Source organism: Cystobacter fuscus DSM 2262, from assembly GCF_000335475.2.
In the GTDB taxonomy this organism is placed as follows: Bacteria; Myxococcota; Myxococcia; order Myxococcales; family Myxococcaceae; genus Cystobacter; species Cystobacter fuscus.
Window position 1 is genome coordinate 256,573 of sequence record NZ_ANAH02000001.1, and the last position, 16,495, is coordinate 273,067.

General features: G+C 69.8%; 15 protein-coding genes. 7 read left to right on the forward strand and 8 right to left on the reverse strand.

All coding sequences use genetic code 11. The features are described 5' to 3' along the window. Positions 1 to 13: 13 nt before the first annotated feature. Both D187_RS00965 and ddaH read right to left on the reverse strand, forming a co-directional pair. Positions 14 to 1,279 carry an alpha/beta fold hydrolase gene (locus D187_RS00965; RefSeq protein WP_002629667.1) on the reverse strand — a complete coding sequence of 422 codons (1,266 nt, stop codon included), beginning with the start codon at positions 1,277 to 1,279 and terminating at the stop codon, positions 14 to 16. Positions 1,280 to 1,545: 266 nt separating this feature from the next. After that, positions 1,546 to 2,322 (reverse strand): dimethylargininase, encoded by a 777-nt coding sequence (gene ddaH / locus D187_RS00970; RefSeq protein WP_020917706.1) that lies wholly within the window; start codon positions 2,320 to 2,322, stop codon positions 1,546 to 1,548. A 667-nt stretch (positions 2,323 to 2,989) separates the two neighbouring features. Between ddaH and D187_RS00975 the strand changes: the two genes are divergently transcribed. The 5 genes from D187_RS00975 to D187_RS00995 all read left to right on the forward strand — a co-directional run bounded on the left by D187_RS00975 (position 2,990) and on the right by D187_RS00995 (position 8,303). Then, complete coding sequence (locus tag D187_RS00975; RefSeq protein ID WP_081713546.1) at positions 2,990 to 3,457, forward strand: DUF3302 domain-containing protein; 468 nt, start codon at positions 2,990 to 2,992, stop codon at positions 3,455 to 3,457. Then, positions 3,457 to 4,638, forward strand: coding sequence for an HlyD family secretion protein (locus tag D187_RS00980; RefSeq protein WP_002629671.1), 1,182 nt, complete (start codon positions 3,457 to 3,459; stop codon positions 4,636 to 4,638). The genes D187_RS00975 and D187_RS00980 overlap by 1 nt, the downstream gene beginning before the upstream one ends. A 14-nt stretch (positions 4,639 to 4,652) precedes the next feature. Then, a complete protein-coding gene (locus D187_RS00985) occupies positions 4,653 to 6,113 on the forward strand; it encodes an efflux transporter outer membrane subunit (protein WP_002629672.1) in 1,461 nt (486 codons plus the stop codon). A 105-nt stretch (positions 6,114 to 6,218) separates the two neighbouring features. Continuing rightward, a complete protein-coding gene (locus D187_RS00990; protein ID WP_002629673.1) occupies positions 6,219 to 6,878 on the forward strand; it encodes a DUF4142 domain-containing protein in 660 nt (219 codons plus the stop codon). Positions 6,879 to 6,938: 60 nt separating this feature from the next. Further along, positions 6,939 to 8,303, forward strand: coding sequence for a DUF2254 domain-containing protein (locus D187_RS00995; RefSeq protein WP_051256194.1), 1,365 nt, complete (start codon positions 6,939 to 6,941; stop codon positions 8,301 to 8,303). 28 nt (positions 8,304 to 8,331) lie between these two features. Here the strand turns inward: D187_RS00995 and D187_RS54600 are convergent, their stop codons facing one another. The 3 genes from D187_RS54600 to D187_RS01010 form a co-directional block, all read right to left on the reverse strand. Further along, positions 8,332 to 9,258, reverse strand: coding sequence for a hypothetical protein (locus D187_RS54600; RefSeq protein ID WP_002629675.1), 927 nt, complete (start codon positions 9,256 to 9,258; stop codon positions 8,332 to 8,334). 136 nt (positions 9,259 to 9,394) lie between these two features. Further along, entirely contained in the window at positions 9,395 to 10,609 is a 1,215-nt protein-coding gene (locus D187_RS01005; RefSeq protein ID WP_211241429.1) for a chemotaxis protein, read from the reverse strand. 133 nt (positions 10,610 to 10,742) lie between these two features. After that, positions 10,743 to 11,483 (reverse strand): Ig-like domain-containing protein, encoded by a 741-nt coding sequence (locus tag D187_RS01010; RefSeq protein ID WP_051256157.1) that lies wholly within the window; start codon positions 11,481 to 11,483, stop codon positions 10,743 to 10,745. A 63-nt stretch (positions 11,484 to 11,546) separates the two neighbouring features. Here D187_RS01010 and D187_RS01015 point away from each other — a divergent pair, with 63 nt between their 5' ends. Continuing rightward, positions 11,547 to 12,920 (forward strand): hemolysin family protein, encoded by a 1,374-nt coding sequence (locus D187_RS01015; RefSeq protein WP_002629678.1) that lies wholly within the window; start codon positions 11,547 to 11,549, stop codon positions 12,918 to 12,920. Positions 12,921 to 12,933: 13 nt separating this feature from the next. Here the strand turns inward: D187_RS01015 and D187_RS01020 are convergent, their stop codons facing one another. The 3 genes from D187_RS01020 to glgA are packed head-to-tail and all read right to left on the reverse strand — an operon-like array spanning position 12,934 to position 15,785. After that, a complete protein-coding gene (locus tag D187_RS01020) occupies positions 12,934 to 13,404 on the reverse strand; it encodes a hypothetical protein (protein WP_002629679.1) in 471 nt (156 codons plus the stop codon). Then, positions 13,404 to 14,321 carry a serine/threonine protein kinase gene (locus D187_RS01025; protein WP_020917708.1) on the reverse strand — a complete coding sequence of 306 codons (918 nt, stop codon included), beginning with the start codon at positions 14,319 to 14,321 and terminating at the stop codon, positions 13,404 to 13,406. The genes D187_RS01020 and D187_RS01025 overlap by 1 nt, the downstream gene beginning before the upstream one ends. Before the next feature lie 36 nt (positions 14,322 to 14,357). Further along, the gene (glgA, locus tag D187_RS01030) at positions 14,358 to 15,785 is read right to left on the reverse strand and encodes a glycogen synthase GlgA (RefSeq protein WP_043427692.1); all 1,428 of its coding nucleotides are present in this window, start codon (positions 15,783 to 15,785) and stop codon (positions 14,358 to 14,360) included. A gap of 85 nt (positions 15,786 to 15,870) precedes the next feature. On the opposite strand from glgA, the gene pdxH reads away from it, so the two are divergent. Continuing rightward, positions 15,871 to 16,455, forward strand: a complete 585-nt coding sequence (gene pdxH, locus D187_RS01035) for a pyridoxamine 5'-phosphate oxidase (protein WP_002629682.1) — start codon at positions 15,871 to 15,873, stop codon at positions 16,453 to 16,455. Positions 16,456 to 16,495: the final 40 nt, after the last annotated feature.

Sequence of the window (16,495 nt, forward strand, 5' to 3'; positions counted from 1 at the left end):
TGGGAGCGGCGGGTCAGTGACGCAGCAACCACGTCGCGAGCGGTTTCCAAGCGAGCGTCGGCGCATCCGCCGCGTACAGAAGGTCACCGTGGCCGAAGTCCTCGGCGACGCGCTCTGGCCCGAACCGCCGGACGACGAGCGTCGTGACGTCGCTCGACGACACCCGGGTCGTCGAGTACAGACCATGGTCGCCGAACCCGCCAGCGGCGCCGAGATAGAACAAGGGGACGCGGATGTTCGCGAGCGAGGGCCTCGATGAAGCACCGCACCAGATCTCATCGAGTTCCACGGTCTCGCGCATCGACTGGTGCGGCGGCGCACTGGCGAACCACGCGCTCACGACCTCTTCGGACGACTCGTGCAACTCCGAGACATTGCCCTCGGCATCGAGGAGCGGCGCGCTCAGGTGGTACACCGGCGTGTAGGGCGCGAGCCACCAGGTCAGACCCGCCAACGTGAGCAGGACTCCGCGATTGGTATAGGACGGGAACAAGGGAGAGATCTCATCGGGCGTGCTCCGAGCCAACTCGCCCGCCGTGATGAAGAGGCTGTTGCTGGAGTCGGTCACCCCCTGGGCCAGGGCGTCGCGTCCCGCCGAGGCATTGGCGCATGCCAGGGCCCGCAGGTCGGCGTCCTCGGGCGCGATGTCGTAGTAGATGTCGAGCGCGGCGATCGCCGAGACGTGGCGGCCGTCGGCGGCGGCGTACGCGTAGGCGAGCTGGGCGCCATGCGAGAATCCGCCGAGCACGATCCGGCCAGCATCTCCGTCGGTGAGGCCCCGCGTCGCCCGTGCGAAGGCGAGCGCGACGGAGACGTCCCCGAGTTCCTGGGTGACCCCCATCTCGCCCAGGTCCGAGATGTCACCGTCGGCCCCGGGGAGCGTCCAGCGCCGATCGACTCCCCAGGTGTCGATGCCACGGGCCACCAGGTACGGGGCGAGCCCCGACGCGGACGACGCGGGATGGCCACGCGTCGGCACGAAGTTCGTGACGAAGTTGGCGAAGTCGCCGTGAAGCAACATGACCGCGTGCGCGGTCCGGCGCGGCCTCCACGGCGCGAGTTCGCGGACGACGCGATGGATGCGCACGCGTGCATTGGGCGTGGAACCGACACGAATATCGAATTGATAGTGATAGATGTCCGCGGTGACATGCTCGCGCACCACCGCGAACGGTGAACCCACGGAGGCGACCTGCTCGGCTTCGGCGAACGTGGGAGGGGATGCGGCCACGGACGCGGTCGCGGAGAGAACGACGATCATGAAGCCAAGACGAGACATGAGAGAATCTCCGGGAACACCCGAGAACAAGCGAAAGGGCGATCCGGAAGGATACCAGGAATCAATCCATCGAACCAAGCCCGAGAAGACAATTCATCGAGGCCACACTCCCAATGAAATACCTCGAGTTCATGAAGACCTGATCGATGCCATACAGGAAACGTCTGGCGCCCCTCGCGTGAGAGGGGAAGCGGCGTGGAGCGCGGCTACCGGGTGCTACCCGGAACCTCCGGCAGAAGAGGGATGCTCCGCGGGAAGCCGAAAAGTCAGCCCCGGAGCCGCACCGACAAGCAGGTCACGCAGCCCTCGAGCTTCTCGAACTCGCTGATGTCCACCGCCACCACACGCAGGCCACGGTCCTCGAAGAGCCGACGCGTCCGCGGCGCGCTGGTGGACATCAGCACGGTCTCGGTGCCTTTGTTCTGGCCGAGTAGAACCACGTGGGCGCCGGCTGCCTCCGGCACCGGAAGGAAGCGATCCCACGTGCCCGGCTCTTCGACGAGCGGTTCGTGGCCGATGACCGTGCCATCCGGCAGGGCGGTGACCGCCGACTTCAGGTGCAGCACCTTGGTGAGCGGGACCCCCACGACCTCCGCCCCGAGGGGTGCGAGGTGGGCGCGGAGTTGCTCGACGCCAGGAGGGTTCGTGCGGCCGCCCAGGCCGACCCACACGGCGCCGTCGTGCTTGAGGACGTCGCCACCATCGAGGGTACCGGGCGCCTCGATCCGGGCGATCCGGTAGCCGAGCCCCCGCAGCGCCGCCTCGGTGCCGGCTGTCTCCGGCTTGCGCTCGTCCGCCCCGGGACGGCTGATGACCGCCAGATCGCCATACACGACGACGGTATCCTCGACGAAGACCGAGTCCGGGCAATCGTCGGCCGGAGCCACCTCGATGGTCTCCCAGCCCTCGGCATGCAGGGCCGCGACGTAGGCCTCCCACTGCCGCCTCGCCAGCGCGAGGTCCACCGGCGTGCGCTCGATATGGGTGGTGATCCCGTCGGCCAGCCGCGGACTCGGCCGGCGAACCAGCGCCAGTTTCCTCATGCCCCCCATCCTGCATCGCGGCTCGAACTCCCTCAAGCGGCTGGGTAGGCATCCGAGTCCCTGCGCCAACCCCATCTCGCCCAGGTCCGAGACATCACCATCTGGCACGGGAAAGATCAGCGTCTATCGGCCCCCATGTGTCGATGCCACCAGCCACCAGATGAGGAAACCAGGGACCGAGCGATAGCGTGGCCGCGGCGGTGCGATGGCCAGCACCACCGCTCGTTCTTCTCTCTGCCCGAGACCGGCCTCCTCATCGAGGATCACGCGCTCATCGGAGATTCGTACACGGCCGCGCTCGTTGCTCGAGATGGGTCCATCGATTTTCTCTGCCTCCCGGATTGAGGGCCCTCGAGCGCACCGCGCTCTGGGTGTCCGAGGTCTGGACGCAGCCCGACCATGGCATCTGGGAGATGCGGGGTCCGAAGCGTTCGTTCACCGCGTCCAAGGTGTCGGCAGCCATCTCGCGCTCGTGAACACCGCCTATAGCCTCTTCGAGGAGCGCAAGCCCCCGCGGCAAGCGGAGGCCGAGGCCTGGTCCTGAAGGGCGCGGAGCGGGATGGCGGGTGAACAGTGACGCGGGACTCGAGTGCCGCACGCGCGAGCCCTGCTTGCCGGTGCGCCGTCCCCCCCCTAGTTTGCCCTTGAGGTGGGGGGGGTGGGCTCCATGAAATGGCCACGAGGGGTGACCACCGCGGCGGCGCGGTGGCTGGGACTGTTGACGTGGGTGCCATTCTCCGCGCAGGCGTCGGTCCTCGGCGGCGACGCGCTGGACACCCTGGCGGAAGTGCTCAGCTGGATCGTCATCATCGTCGCCCCGGTACTGTTGATCGCCGGGTTCTGGATGATCCACATCCTCCCCGAGAAGATCGCCGAGAAGCGGCATCACCCGCAGCTCGAGGCCATCAAGACCCTCTGCTTCCTGTCGCTGTTCTTCGGTGGGCTCTTGTGGCCCCTGGCGTGGCTCTGGGCCTACTCCAAGCCGATCCTGTACAAGCTGGCGTATGGCGAGGATCGGGTCCGCCCCGAGCCCCGCGCCGAGCTCGCCGAGGCCGGCGTGGAAGCGCCGCCCACGGCCCACCCCGAGCCGCCCACCCAGGGGCCTGCCGCCGACGGGCGGGGGGAGCCGCACTGATGGAACTGATACTGCTCCTCATCTACTCGCTCGTCGTCTGGCTGGTCTTCTTCAAGCTCAAGCTCCTGCCGTGGAACTTCGTCTCCCAGGTGATCGTCATCACCCTTCCCGTGATTGGGATCGCGGTGTTGATCCTGCTCGCCAACGTCTACGCGCCGTCTTCGTCGGACGTGCGGGTGATGAACTACGTCGTGCAGATCGTGCCGCGCGTCTCCGGACGCGTCATCGAGGTGCCGGTCGAGCCCAACAGCGTGGTGAAGAAGGGGGATGTGCTCTTCCGCATCGATCCCACGTCCGCGCGGCTCGAGGTCGACGGGATGAGGGCCAAGGTGAAGGAATTGGAGGCGAGGGTCGCTGGCGCCCGAGCCAATGAGCGGCAGTTGGGTCTGGAGCGCAAGACGGCCCAGGGGCGGAGGGCGGCCATCGCGGCCCGGCTCGAGCTCGCCCGGCGGCGCGTCCGGCAACACCAGACGCTCGCGTCCAGCGGGGCCGGCAATCAGTTCGATCTGCAGCAGATGGAGGCGGAAGCCAAGAACCTCGAGGGCGAGCTGAGCGCGGCGGCTGCCTCCGTGGGACAGGCCACGCAGAAGCTCGAGGCACGGACGGACGACGGTACACTCGTCGAGCTCGCCGCGGCCAAGGCCGCGCTGGACCACGCGCGCGCCGCCCTGGCCGATGCCGAGTGGCGCCTCAAGGAAACCGTGACGTATGCGCCCGCCGACGGGACCGTGGTGAACCTCCAGCTTCGCGCTGGCTCCTACGCGGCGGCCCTTCCCATCTCCCCCGTGATGGGCTTCGTGGAGAACGAGCAGTACCTGGTCGCGCTCTTCAATCAGAACGAGCTGCACAAGGTGCAACCTGGTGACGAAGCGGAGGTCACGCTCCTGGCGTTTCCCAACCGGGTCATCAAGTGCCGTGTCGAGTCCGTGGTCTGGGCGACAGGACAGGGGCAGCTTCCCTTATCGGGAACGATCCCCGAGACGGGGGCTCAATCCCAGGCTCCCGGGCGCTATGCCGTCAAGCTCAGGGTCGACGAGAAGGAGGGCTCCGTCCTCCTGCCCGCGGGAGCGCGCGGAAACGCCGCCATCTACACCCACGGGCTTCACCCGGTCCACATCCTGCGCAAGGTGATTCTCCGGGTGGGAACCAAGGTGGATTGGTTGATTCTCAAGCTGCACTGAGCAAGGGAGGGAACATGCTCGATCGCGAGCGGCGGGTGTGGCTCCGGGTCGGGGCGATGCTCCTGGTGGGCTGCGGTGTCTCGGCGTGCCCCACTCACGCCCCACCACGGGGCCAGGCGGTCCGCCAGAAGGCCCTCGTGCATACGTCGCTCGCCACCGCCTGGACATCCCCGGGCGGGCTGGAGGGAGACATTCAGGACGGGTGGCTGGCGACGTTCGCGGACGAGCAACTCCAATCCCTGGTCACCGAGGCGCTCCACCACGATCCGGACCTCCGCGCCGCCGCGGCGCGGGTGGAGCAGGCGGCGGGCTACCTGGGGGTTGCCCGCGCGGCGCTGTTTCCTTCCCTCGACGTCCAGGGAAAGGAGTCGCTCGGGCTCGGCCAGGGCCTGACCGGCGTGCTCCGTGGCATCGACATCTCCGCCGGATGGGAGATCGATCTGTGGGGGAAGCTCAGGTATCGATGGAACGCGGCCGGCGAATCGATGGCCGCGGCCGAAGCCGAGCTCGAGTTCGCCCGGCAGTCCATGGCGGCGACCCTGGCCAAGGGTTGGTTCCTGGCCACGGAGGCCCACCTCCTGAGGGGGATCGCGACCCAGAGGGTCTCGATGGGCGAGGAGCTCGTTCGACTCACGACCACGCGCTGGCAGGTCGGAGCGGCCAGTGAGCAGGAGGTGGCGCTGGCGCAGGCGAGCGTGGAGTCGTATCGAGACACCTTGAAGCAGGCCGAGCTGGCCCGCGTGCGGGCGGTACGCGCGGTGGAGCTCCTCGTCGGGCGTTATCCGGCGGGGGCGCTCGCCCCCAGGGAAGACCTGGTCGAGCTTCCGGGGGCGGTCCCCGCCGGGATTCCCGCCTCGGTGCTCGAGCGGCGGCCGGACCTGCTCGCCGCCGAACGGCGCGTGGCCGCCGCGTTCGACCGGATGCAAGAGGCCAAGGCAGCGCGGCTCCCCTCGCTGCGCCTCACGGGCGCCGTGGGCTTCGTCGACAGCGACGTGGTGGTGTTGAGGGAGACGCTCACCAATCCCGCCGGAGGCCTCGCGGCGGGGCTGTTGGCGCCGATCTTCCATGGAGGAGCCCTCGCGGCGCAGGTGCGCATCCGGACGGCGGAACAGGAGGAGGCCCTCGCCGCGTACGCGGCCGCGGCCTTGCGCGCCACGAACGAGGTGGAGAACGCGCTGACGAGCTCGATGATCCTCCGCGAGCGCCGCCAACTCCTGGAGAAGGCGCTCGCCGGACACGAGCGTGCGCTCGAGCTCCTGACCATCGACTACGACGTTGGGAAGATCGATCTCCGGACATTGCTCCAGCAGAACCTGCTCACGGATGCAGCGAGGATTTCGCTCTTGCGCGTCCGGAGCGAGCAACTGCTTCAGCGAATCAATCTCCATCTGGCGCTGGGGGGCGGCTTCCTGACTCCGGCGGAGGCGAAGCCTGGTGGGCAGCAACCGATCGGGAGCCCCACCCCGGGGAGGTAGGCCCGTCCTTGCCGGGCCCCCGCCGCGCCGTCTGCCCATGGCACTTGTGAGCCACCACCCCACGCCCCAGTTTTGCGGCATCCCTGTGGAGGAGGTTCTGAAGACATGAGAATGCGTCGATGGTTGTGGAGCGCGGGGCTGCTGGCGGTCATGGGCATGAACGTTGGCTGTGCCCACAACGAGGAAAAACAGGCACGCCACCAGACCGAGAAGGTGGGTGAGGCCGTCGCGGAAAAGGTCCGCTTCACGGACCAGCTCGTCCTGTTGAATCAGGGGCAGATCACGCTGGGCCAGCTCGCCATGCGCAAGTCCAACAACCCCGAGGTGAGGCGCTTCGCACAGGATCTGATCCGGGACCATCAGCGAAACCAAGCCGACCTGGAGGCACTGGCCCGGACCAAGGCCTTGTCGTTGGCCGTGCTGGACCTGGGCTGGGAACAGCGGGGGGTCGGTGGCGCGGGCTACGAGGGCGCGCAGAAGGGCGTCGAGAAGGGTGGCCGGCACTACGACAAGAAGCTCGACAAGCAGGTGGACCAGTTCATCGACAAGCGCGACCAGCTGGCGGTCCTGAGCAGCAGAGAGTTCGACAGGGCCTTCCTGGACGAGGTGCGCGAGGAGCAGAAGCAAGGCGGGAAACTCGTCGACGAGGGCCTGGACAAATACCGCGATGACGCGGCGATGGCCGTGTTCCTCTCGAGGACCGCGCCGGTGCTCAACAGCCACGAGCAGCGGGCCGAGTCGCTCCAGGGCATCATGAGGGAATGAGCGCCCGTGGGGATGAACGTGGGAGCGGCGCCCGCCCCTCGCGGCTGGCGGGCGCCTTCCGTGAGACCGCGGCCCACCGGGCTCCGGGGCGAGCACCCGCGGAGTCGGCTCTGGGCACGCAACAGCGTGTGGCTGCTGCCCGCCTTGGGAGCGGTGCTGGGAGCCGGGCTGGCCGGGTTCTTCGTGGCCAACCCCCTCGACACCAACCACTGGCTGCTGCGAGGCCTGGCCTGGCGCACCTCCGTCCAGCAAGCACGGACGGGCCTTGGTTCGGTGTTGGGGGTGGTGCTCACCATCCTGAGCATCGCCCTGTCGCTGTCGCTGTTGGTGCTGCAGAACATCGCCAGCCAGTACTCCCCGCGCCTGCTGCGCCTCTTCATGCACAGCCTGGGCTTCCGCATCCTCATCCCCACATTCGTGGCCACGGTTGTCTACTGCCTGGCCGGCATGTACGCGTTCGGCTTCGTGGAAGACCATGGCGTGGCGCCTCGTCCGGCGCTCTCCATCGCCATGCTGCTGCTCGTCTGCTGCGGCATGGCCCTGATCTTCCAGACGACGTCCACGCTCGCCCTGGTGCGCGCCGAGCAGATCGTCCGCCAGACGAAGGCGTACTCCCTGAAGGTGGCGCACAAGCTGGACCGGCGGCGCCGCCTGGACGTGGAGCAGCCCCTCTCCGCCCCAGCCCACTCCGGCACGTGGCGGCCCGTGTCCTCTCCTTCCTCCGGCTTCGTGGTGGACATCGACGCGCGGGCACTGCTGCGGCTGGCCGAGGCCCGCGGGCTCGTCATCCACGTGGACGTGGTCATCGGCGAGCCCGTGGTGCGGGGCGGGCGGCTCGGCCGGGTGATCTCGGAGAGGGGGCCCCTCACGGAGGACCCGCCCATGGAGCGAGCCGTGGAGCGCACCGTGCTCATCGGCCCCTGGCGCGAGCCGGACAGGGACCTGGCGCTCGGAGTGCGGCAGCTCGTGGACGTGGCCATCAAGGCGCTCTCGCCGGGCATCAACGATCCGTCCACGGCGGTGGAGTCCCTGGACCAGCTCACCGTCCTGCTGTGCGAGCTGTGCGCGCTGCGGCAGGGACCCCGCGTCCTGGCGGACCCGGAGGGCCGCCCGCGCGTCTTCCTCCCCGCGCTGGAGCTGGGGGACTACCTCCTGCTGGCCACCGAGCAGATCAGCCGCTACGGCGCCGGAGAGTCGGCCGTGGTGCTGCGGTTGCTACGATTGGCCGGAGAGGTGGGGCTGAGAGCCAGGCGGGAGCAGGACCAGCGGGCCACCCGCGAGGTGCTCCATCAGGTGCGCGCGGACGCCGAGTCGGCCCTGGGCGGCTCCTCGCGCCTGCCGCTGCTGCGGCGCTACGCCGAGGAGGTGGAACGGGCCCTGGAGCACACCGAGCCCTTGCCGCCCCTGCCCGCGCTCGGCTTCTGAGCGGCCCGAGCCGCCGCCCGCCATCGGCTCAGCGCGCCCTCGCGAGGAACACGCCGAGCAGGAGCACGCCTCCCGTTCCCGCCGCGAGGACCCAGGGCTCGCGCAGGCGCTCCGCCAATGGGGCCAGGAGGCCGTGCGACACCTCCCGGCTCGCCCGATGGAGCACGCTCTCTCCCGCGAGGGATGCTTCCAGCGCGCGCACCTGGCGGACCAGTTCCTCGGAGGCACCTCGCACGCACGCCGCGGCGGCCTGCTCCGTCACCTCCACCGTGGCGCGGCGCACGGCTCCCTCCGCCGCGCCCCGCCGGGCCTTCAGCTCCGTGTCGAGCTGCTCGACGAGCGCGTGAACGAAGCTCCGCCCCGCGCGCTCGAGAAAGGAGGAGAAGACCTCGGTCTTCTCATCCATCGTCGAGCCGACTCCCTCGACGAAGCCGCGTCCCACCTGGGATGCGAGCCCGGCCACCTCCGGCGCCAGTTGGGGCATGCAGACATGGAGCTGCTCCAGCGCTCCTTCGACCGCTCCAGTGGCCATCATCCGGGCCCGGTCTCCAGGCCTGCGGATTTCCAGCTGGCGGCTCGCGGCCACCTCCGCCGAGCGCTCCAGCCACTGGTTCACACGATCGAGCAACTCCTGGGAGAGCGCGGTCCAGCCAGGCGTCGAGCGCCGGAACTCCCCGAGCGCGCCCTGAACCACCTCCTCGGCGATGACGCGCGCCCTGGCTCCCGGTTGCCAGGCTGGGCGCTCGGCCGCCTCGTGCGCCATGCGTCCGAGAATCGCCAACACATCCCGCAGGAGGTCCTGGAACTGTCCGTCGAGCTCCGGAAGTCCGGCCCGCAACTCCTCGGTGGCACCGCGCACGGCGCCGCTGGCGATCCCCTCGGTCGCGAGACGCCCGGCGGAGAGGGTGAGTTGCCGCAACAGTTCCCCCGGAGACAGGCGCGACTCCTTGCTCATCACTCGCTCCCATCCAGCCCTCGAGACACCCGGGCCCACGTCCCTCCCCGAGGAGACGGTGGGCATCTCACGCTCTGGTGGACAGTGCGCGGCCCCGGGCGTGCCCAGGGGTCCCCCTCTCGCCGCCTCGCTCTCTTCAATGATGGGGCTCGGCCGGGTGCTCGCCCATGGACGGCGCCGGACCCGGCACGGCGGGCTCGCCCGGGGCACTCCGCTCCCTCGACGACCCAACGCCCCCCCGTGAACGGTCCCAGGGCAGACCCTCGCCCTGGCGCCAGGCCCGTGCCAGCAGCGCCGTGACCAGAAGCAGGCCCAACAGGAACAACACCAGCAGTCCCAACAGCCAGAGGAAGACGTGATTCACCAGGCCCGTGGCTCGGTCGAAGGCGTGGTCCACCCAGCCCCGGGCCAGGGGCTCCAGCTGCGCCAACGTCTCCACGCGCTCGACGTGGAGCGAGTCCAACACGGCCACGCGCTCGCCCCGGACACCGTCCAGCACCGCCCGCCGCTCGGAGGAGAGGAAGTCCTGCAGCGACTGGCGCTCACCCGCCACCCACCGGGGGGTCCTGTCGGCCAGCGCCCCCACGCGCACGAGCACATCCACCGCACGCTCCAGCTCGTGCACGGCCGAGACCAGGGCCGGTGCCTCCAAGACTTCCTGGGTGGCGAGCTCCGCCTGCCAGCGGACCTGCCGCGGTAGGGTGCCGACGTAGAGGTCCACCCGTTGAACCAGGTCCTGCGTGTCCTGGAGGGCGGCGGCCGTCGCCCCCAGCAGGCCCACCCCGGAGCGGTCCGTGAATTCGGCCAGCAGGGGCACGGTGGACTCGCGCGAGACGAGCGTTCCGGTCAACGGGTGCTCGGCGGCCCACGCATGGACGAGCGCCCGCAGGTTGGACACGTCCTGACGGCCCGACAGCTCCCGCCAGAGCAGCTCCACCTCCGACTCCAGCTCCTCGAACGAACGCTGGAGGGTGTCCACGACCTCTGGTGGAGCCCGCATCGGGAGCGACTGCTCGAGCTGCGCCAGCAAGGCCCAGCCGTCGATCAGCGCCGCCACCGGATCCGGCTGGAGGAGCGCCGACTGCATGACGGGCACCGCGTTGCTCTTGAAGCGAAGCAGCGCCTCGCGAGTCCCAGCCGAGTGGGAGCGCTCGGCGGCCACGTCCGCGGTGGCCTCGAGGACGCCCGGGAAGCGGCGCGCCATGTCGCCAACGCGGATGCGCAGCTCGCCCACCGACAGCTTCGATCTGCCCACGCGCTCGAACAGGGGCGAGCGCGGCTTCAACGCGGCACAGGCCGGCATCAGCACCAAGAACAGGACCGGGAACAGGAGCCGCGGGAGTGTGCGCATGGGGAGGACCGACTCCGCAACCTGCACACGCCCTCCCGCTCCGCCGAGTCGACCCACGGTGGGAGGCCGCGTTCCGCGCTGGACGTCTGGCGGCCCTCACGTCAATGGCGCTCAGCAGCGGGAGCAGGGTGAGTCAGGGAGCGGGCGACGGCGGCGTGCCCGCGTCGGGGGGAGCGGGCCGCTTCACCTCGACCCGGTCCTCCAGGGGCACGCGGCCCACGGACTGGCGGAACAACTCCCAGAGCGCCTGGCGGTGGCCCTCGGGCGTGGTGGACCCCTTCAGCAACAGCCCCGCACCGCGGTAGCTCGCCTCGAGGCCCAGGGCCTTGAGCGCGGGGGACAGGCTCGCGAGCTGCTCCTGCAACAGCGCCAACTCGAAGGTCAGGTCCAACTCGCGTGCCAGGTACGCGTCCGTCTTCAACACCGCGCGCAGCGCCTCGCGGCAGCGCGCGTCCTTCACCTCCGCCGTCAACGAGCGCTCGGCGCCCTCGGTCGCCTTCAGGCCCGGGCAGGCCTTGCGCGCCGCATCCAGGGGCGCCGCGACGGGCTCGGCCTCCACCGGCTTGCCCGGCGCGCCCACTACCAGCCGCCACACGGCGAACTTCCCCCCCGCGTACAACAGCAGCAGCGTGCGCCCGGGCTTCACCCCGGTGAGCATCAGCTCCTTGCTCTCCTGGAAGATCTCCGCCGTGGCGATGGACGGGTCCTCCACCTCCACCCAGTCCACCACCGTCAGCTTGTGGAAGCGCTCCTTGCCCGCCTCCAGGTTCATCGCCAGATCCACCGGCCAGGCCCGCACGGAGGGAGCGGCCAGCAGCACGAGCAGGGTGGCCAGGGGCACGAGGAGGGTAAAGCGGCTCACTGGTGGACGCATGGACGGGGCGCCTTGGCGGAAAGGGTGCATGGTCTCTTACCACGGGCTAATAAGGGGCTACCTATGCCTACCTGGGTCCTCTGGACCGCCTGCCTGGCCCTCGTCTTCCTCCGGGGCTTCATCGCCGCCGCCGAGTCCGCCCTCTATGGGACGTCCGATCTCAAGGCGCAGGAGTTGGCGACCTCCCACCCGAGTGCCGGCGGACGGATCCTGCGCCACAAGACCGAGCGCGAGTCCACCGCCACGGCGCTGCGCGTGGGCATGGTGCTCAGCGGCTTCCTGGCCGCGGCCATCGGCTCCTTCGTGCCGCCGCAGATGCTCAACTTCACCCGGCTGGGGGAATCGCCCTGGCTGAACGTGGCCACGGTGCTCGCCGGGGCCCTGCTCGTGGGCCTGCTGGCCACGCTCGTCGAGGTGACGATGCGCGGCCTGGCCAACGCCGGTCCCGAGCGCTGGGCGCTGCGCCTGTCGTGGCTCGTGTCGCTGCTCGTGGTGCTCTTCTACCCGCCCATGCGCCTGCTCATGGCGCCCATCAACCTGGTGGCCCGCGGCTTCGGCCGCACCCTGCGCTTCGAGCCTCCGCCCCCGCCACTGGAGGAGCTGGAGAAGCTGCTCGCCGCCCAGGCCGCCAAGGAGGAGGTGGATCAGAGCGCCCCCCAGCTCATCCGCTCCATCTTCGAGCTGTCCGACAAACGCTGCCGGGACGTCATGGTGCCGCGCACCGAGGTGGTGTGCGTGGACCTGTCCACCCCGTCCGTCGAGGTGCTGCGGCTGCTGGCCGAGGAGAACCACTCGCGCATTCCCGTCTACCGGGACGACGTGGACCACATCATGGGCGTGCTGCACGCGCGCGACCTGATTCCGCTGTTGCAGCACCCCGAGCTCATCGTGTTGCAGGACACCATCCGTCCCGCCAACTTCGTGCCCTGGCTCAAGCCCATCGGCGACCTGCTGCGCGAGATGCAGCGGCAGAAGATCCACATGGCCATCGTCGTGGACGAGTACGGCGGCTTCATGGGCATCGTGACGCTGGAGGACATCCTCCGGGAGATCGTCGGCGACATCGGCGACGAGTTCGAGGTGGAGGAGAAGCAGGTGGAGAAGCTGGCCGACGGTGCCTTCCTGGTGGACGCCGCGATGGAGGTGGACGGCTTCACCCAGGCCTTCGGCTTCCCGCTGCCCGAGGGCGACTTCGACACCCTGGGCGGCTTCCTGTCCTCGCTGGCCGGGCACCTGCCGGACGTGGGCGAGCGCTTCACCTACGACGGCTGGGCCTTCACGGTGCAGGCGAAGGAGGGCGCGCGAATTGATCGGATACGGATGGTGAAGCTCAAGCAGCCCGTCAAGGAGGCCACGCACCGGGAAACGCCGGGAGAGCCGCCCGCGGGCGAGCCGCCGGGCCCGAGGGAGTCCGCATCCGCCAACCACAAGGGCTGAGCGCGGGCGCGCCTCAGTCCGGCTCGAGGTGCAGGGGCCGGAAGTGCGCGAGCCGCAGGTAGCGCTCGGCGCGGAAGGGCAGCAGGCGGAGGCGCTCGCCGAAGGCCAGGGCCACCGTGCCGCTCACCTCCACCCGCCACGCGCGCGTGCGCCCCTCGGCCGGCGTGGGCTCGCACCGCAGCGGAAAGGACACCGTGAGCGTGCGCCGCGCGTCCGAGGCCAGGGGCCCCTGGACACCGCGCGTGCCCACCGCGTAGCGCTGCCCGTCCAGCGTCAGCGCATAGTCCACCCCGGTGAGCTCCGCGTCCCAGAAGGTGGGGTTGCCCACGTCCAGGGTCACCGAGAGCTCCCCCGCGCCCGAGGGCGTGAAGGACAGGCCCAGGTCCTCCACCCGCACCGCCTCGTCCAGGGCGTCCGGGCGCAGCGTCATCCCGGCGCACCCGGCCACACCCGGCAAGAGGAGCAGGAAGGCGCGCCGGTGCATCAACCCCCCAGCAGTGGCTTGAGGGCCTCCACCGTGAGCGGCCACCCGGTGCGGCGTGACAGCGCCTCCAGCGCGCGGATGAACTCCGCGGCCGACTGGAAACGGCGGGCCTTGTCCGCGAAGAGCGCCTTGCGCACCACCTGCTCCGCGTAGTCCGGCAGCCCCGGCACGAGCGTGGACAGCAGCGGCGCGCGCGCATCGCGCACCCGGTGCATCAGCTCCGCCTCCCCCTCCCCGGTGTACAGGCGCCGGCACGTGAGCAGCTCCCAGAGGATGATGCCCACCGAGAACAGATCGCTGCGTGTGTCCACCGGCTGGCTCAGCACCTGCTCCGGGCTCATGTAGGGCAGCGTGCCGCGCAGCGCGCCCGTGTCTCCCCGCACACCGCCCTCCACGTCCGCCACCCCGAAGTCGGTGAGCTTCACCTCGCCCGTCACGCTCAAGAGGATGTTGGCCGGGTTGACGTCGCGGTGGACGATGGTGGCCCCGCCCTCGCCCGCCTTGGCGCGGTGGATGTAGTCCAGCGCCTTGAGCACGCACCAGGCGATGTAACAGGCCGCTTCCGGCGGCATCGCGGCGCCGGCCTTCATCAACAACTCCTGCATGAAGCCCAGCGTGCGCCCCGCCACCAGCTCCTGCACCATCAGGTAGTCCGGCCCCGCCTTGAAGAGCCGGAAGGTGCGCACGATGTTGGTGTGGCGCAGGCGCACGGTGAGCTTCGCCTCGTCGACGAAGGCCTTCACGAAGGCGCCATCGTTGCGGTACGCGGGCAACAGCCGCTTGAGCACCACCTCGTCGGGCTCACCCGGCGAGCGCTGCGTCGTGGGCTTGGCCCGTGCTTGATACACTTCCGCCATCCCGCCTACCGCGAGACGGCCGATGACCTCGTAACCACCCAGGTCCAGTTGTGACGCCACAAGGGCCACCCTATCGCGCTTCGCTTGAAACCCCCACTATTCCGCCAGCAGGGAAGCGAAGAGGCGCTCGTACATCCGGGCCGACGCGCCCCAGGAGAAGTCCTGCACCATGCCGCGGCGTTGGAAGGCGCGCAGACGCTCGGGGTCGGCGTACAGGGCTCGCGCCCGCCCCAGGGCCCAGAGCAGCGCCTCCGGCACGAAGTCATTGAAGACGATGCCGGTGCCGTCGTCGCTCCCATCCACCGTGTCCGCGAGCCCACCTGTGGCCCGGACGATGGGCACGGTGCCATAGCGCAGCGAATACATCTGGTTGAGGCCGCACGGCTCGTAGCGGCTGGGCATGATGAAGAAGTCCGAGCCCGCCTCCAGCAGGTGCGACAGGGCCGGATCGAAGCCGATGAAGGCCCCCACCTTGTCGGGGAAGCGCCGCTGCAACGCGCGCAGCCCTTCCTCGTAACTCCACTCCCCATTGCCCACCGCGACGAAGCGGATGTCCTCCTGGAGCGCCGTGGGCAGCACCTCCAGCAGCAGGTCCACCCCCTTCTGCCAGGCCAGCCGCGACACGATGCCGAACACCGGCGCGCCCGTGTCCTCCAGGCCGAAGCGGCGCAGCAGCTCGCGCCGGCACGCGGCCTTGCCCGTCAGGTCCTCCACGCCATAGCGCGCCGGCAGGTGGCGATCCGTCTCCGGGTTCCACTCGTCCACGTCCACGCCGTTGAGGATGCCGGTGAGCACCCCCTGGCGATGACGCAACAACCCATCCAGGTTGGCTCCCGCCTCGGGCCACTGAATCTCCCGCGCGTACGTGGGCGACACCGTGGTGAGCGCATCCGCGAACTGCAGGCCGCCCTTGAGGAAGTTCACCCCGTCGTAGAACTCGAGCCCCCGCTCGGCGGTGAAGAGCTCCCAGGGCAGGCCCAGCTCGTCCATGACGTGTTTGCCGAACTGCCCCTGGTAGGCGAGGTTGTGGATGGTGAGCACGCTCTTGGCCCGCCCGAGCTCCGTCTCCTGGAAGCCGCGCCGCAGCGCCACCGGCAACAGGCCCGTCTGCCAGTCATTGACGTGGATGATGTCCGGAATGAAGCCCAGACGCTGGGCGGCCTGGAGCGCGCCCAGGCAGAGATAGGCGAAGCGGCGGGGGTTGTCCCCGTACTCGCCCCCGGAGTCGCCGTAGAGGCCCGGGCGCTGGAAGTAGTGCTCATGCTCCAGGAAGAGCAGCTCCAGGCGGGGCGCCAGTTGCAGCGAGAGCAGCGGGCCGCGCTCGGTGCCGAAGGGAAAGCGCAGCTCCACCGTGTGCCCGGTGGGCGTGAGGCGGGCGTCCTGGACGGAGGAATAGCGCGGGGAGACGACCTTCACTTCATGGCCGAGTGCGGCGAGCGCGGCGGGCAGCGCGCCCGACACATCCCCGAGGCCACCCGTCTTGGAGAAGGGCGTGACCTCGGACGCCACGTAGAGAATCTTCATGGAACGAAACGATGACGTGAGAAATGGGTGAGTCAACACCCACGAGAGGACTCGCACCCGGAGAGTGGATTGGTATGGTGGCGGCGTGGAGCCACCCGAAAATCCCTTTGAGCGATTCGCCGCCATCTTCGCCGAGGCGCGGCGCGTCATCCCCGTGGACCCCAACGCCATGAACGTGGCGTCCGTGGGGCCCGATGGCCGGCCGTCCTCGCGCGTGGTGCTGATGAAGGACTTCGACGAGCGCGGCTTCACCTTCTTCACCAACCTGACCAGCCGCAAGGGCCGCGAGCTGCTCCAGCACCCCTGGGCGGCGCTCTGCTTCCACTGGCCGCCGCTCGAGCAGCAGATCCGCATCGAGGGCCGCGTGGAGCGCGTGTCCGACGCGGAGGCGGACGCCTACTTCCAGAGCCGGCCTCGCGGCAGCCAGTTGGGCGCGTGGGCGAGCCTGCAGAGCCAGCTCCTGCCCTCGCGTGAGCTGCTGGAGCAGCGCCTGGCGGACGTCACGCGCCAGTACGAAGGGCAGCCCGTGCCCCGTCCCCCTCACTGGTCGGGCCTGAGGGTGGTGCCGGATCGCATCGAGTTCTGGCACGCCCGCCCGAGCCGGCTGCATGACCGGTGCGTCTACCTGCGCGAGGGCGAGGGCTGGAGGACGGAGATGCTCTACCCTTGAGCGGGCAGTGAGCAGGGGAATCACGGAGAGTGCGAGCGGA

Coding starts and splice junctions, on each gene's coding strand:
- D187_RS01005 (WP_211241429.1), bottom strand. CDS start 10,609: ATGCGCACACTCCCGCGGCTCCTGTTCCCGGTCCTGTTCTTGGTGCTG.
- D187_RS54600 (WP_002629675.1), bottom strand. CDS start 9,258: ATGAGCAAGGAGTCGCGCCTGTCTCCGGGGGAACTGTTGCGGCAACTC.
- D187_RS00990 (WP_002629673.1), top strand. CDS start 6,219: ATGAGAATGCGTCGATGGTTGTGGAGCGCGGGGCTGCTGGCGGTCATG.
- glgA (WP_043427692.1), bottom strand. CDS start 15,785: ATGAAGATTCTCTACGTGGCGTCCGAGGTCACGCCCTTCTCCAAGACG.
- D187_RS01020 (WP_002629679.1), bottom strand. CDS start 13,404: ATGCACCGGCGCGCCTTCCTGCTCCTCTTGCCGGGTGTGGCCGGGTGC.
- D187_RS01010 (WP_051256157.1), bottom strand. CDS start 11,483: ATGCGTCCACCAGTGAGCCGCTTTACCCTCCTCGTGCCCCTGGCCACC.
- D187_RS00965 (WP_002629667.1), bottom strand. CDS start 1,279: ATGTCTCGTCTTGGCTTCATGATCGTCGTTCTCTCCGCGACCGCGTCC.
- D187_RS00975 (WP_081713546.1), top strand. CDS start 2,990: ATGAAATGGCCACGAGGGGTGACCACCGCGGCGGCGCGGTGGCTGGGA.
- D187_RS00980 (WP_002629671.1), top strand. CDS start 3,457: ATGGAACTGATACTGCTCCTCATCTACTCGCTCGTCGTCTGGCTGGTC.
- ddaH (WP_020917706.1), bottom strand. CDS start 2,322: ATGAGGAAACTGGCGCTGGTTCGCCGGCCGAGTCCGCGGCTGGCCGAC.
- D187_RS00985 (WP_002629672.1), top strand. CDS start 4,653: ATGCTCGATCGCGAGCGGCGGGTGTGGCTCCGGGTCGGGGCGATGCTC.
- D187_RS01015 (WP_002629678.1), top strand. CDS start 11,547: ATGCCTACCTGGGTCCTCTGGACCGCCTGCCTGGCCCTCGTCTTCCTC.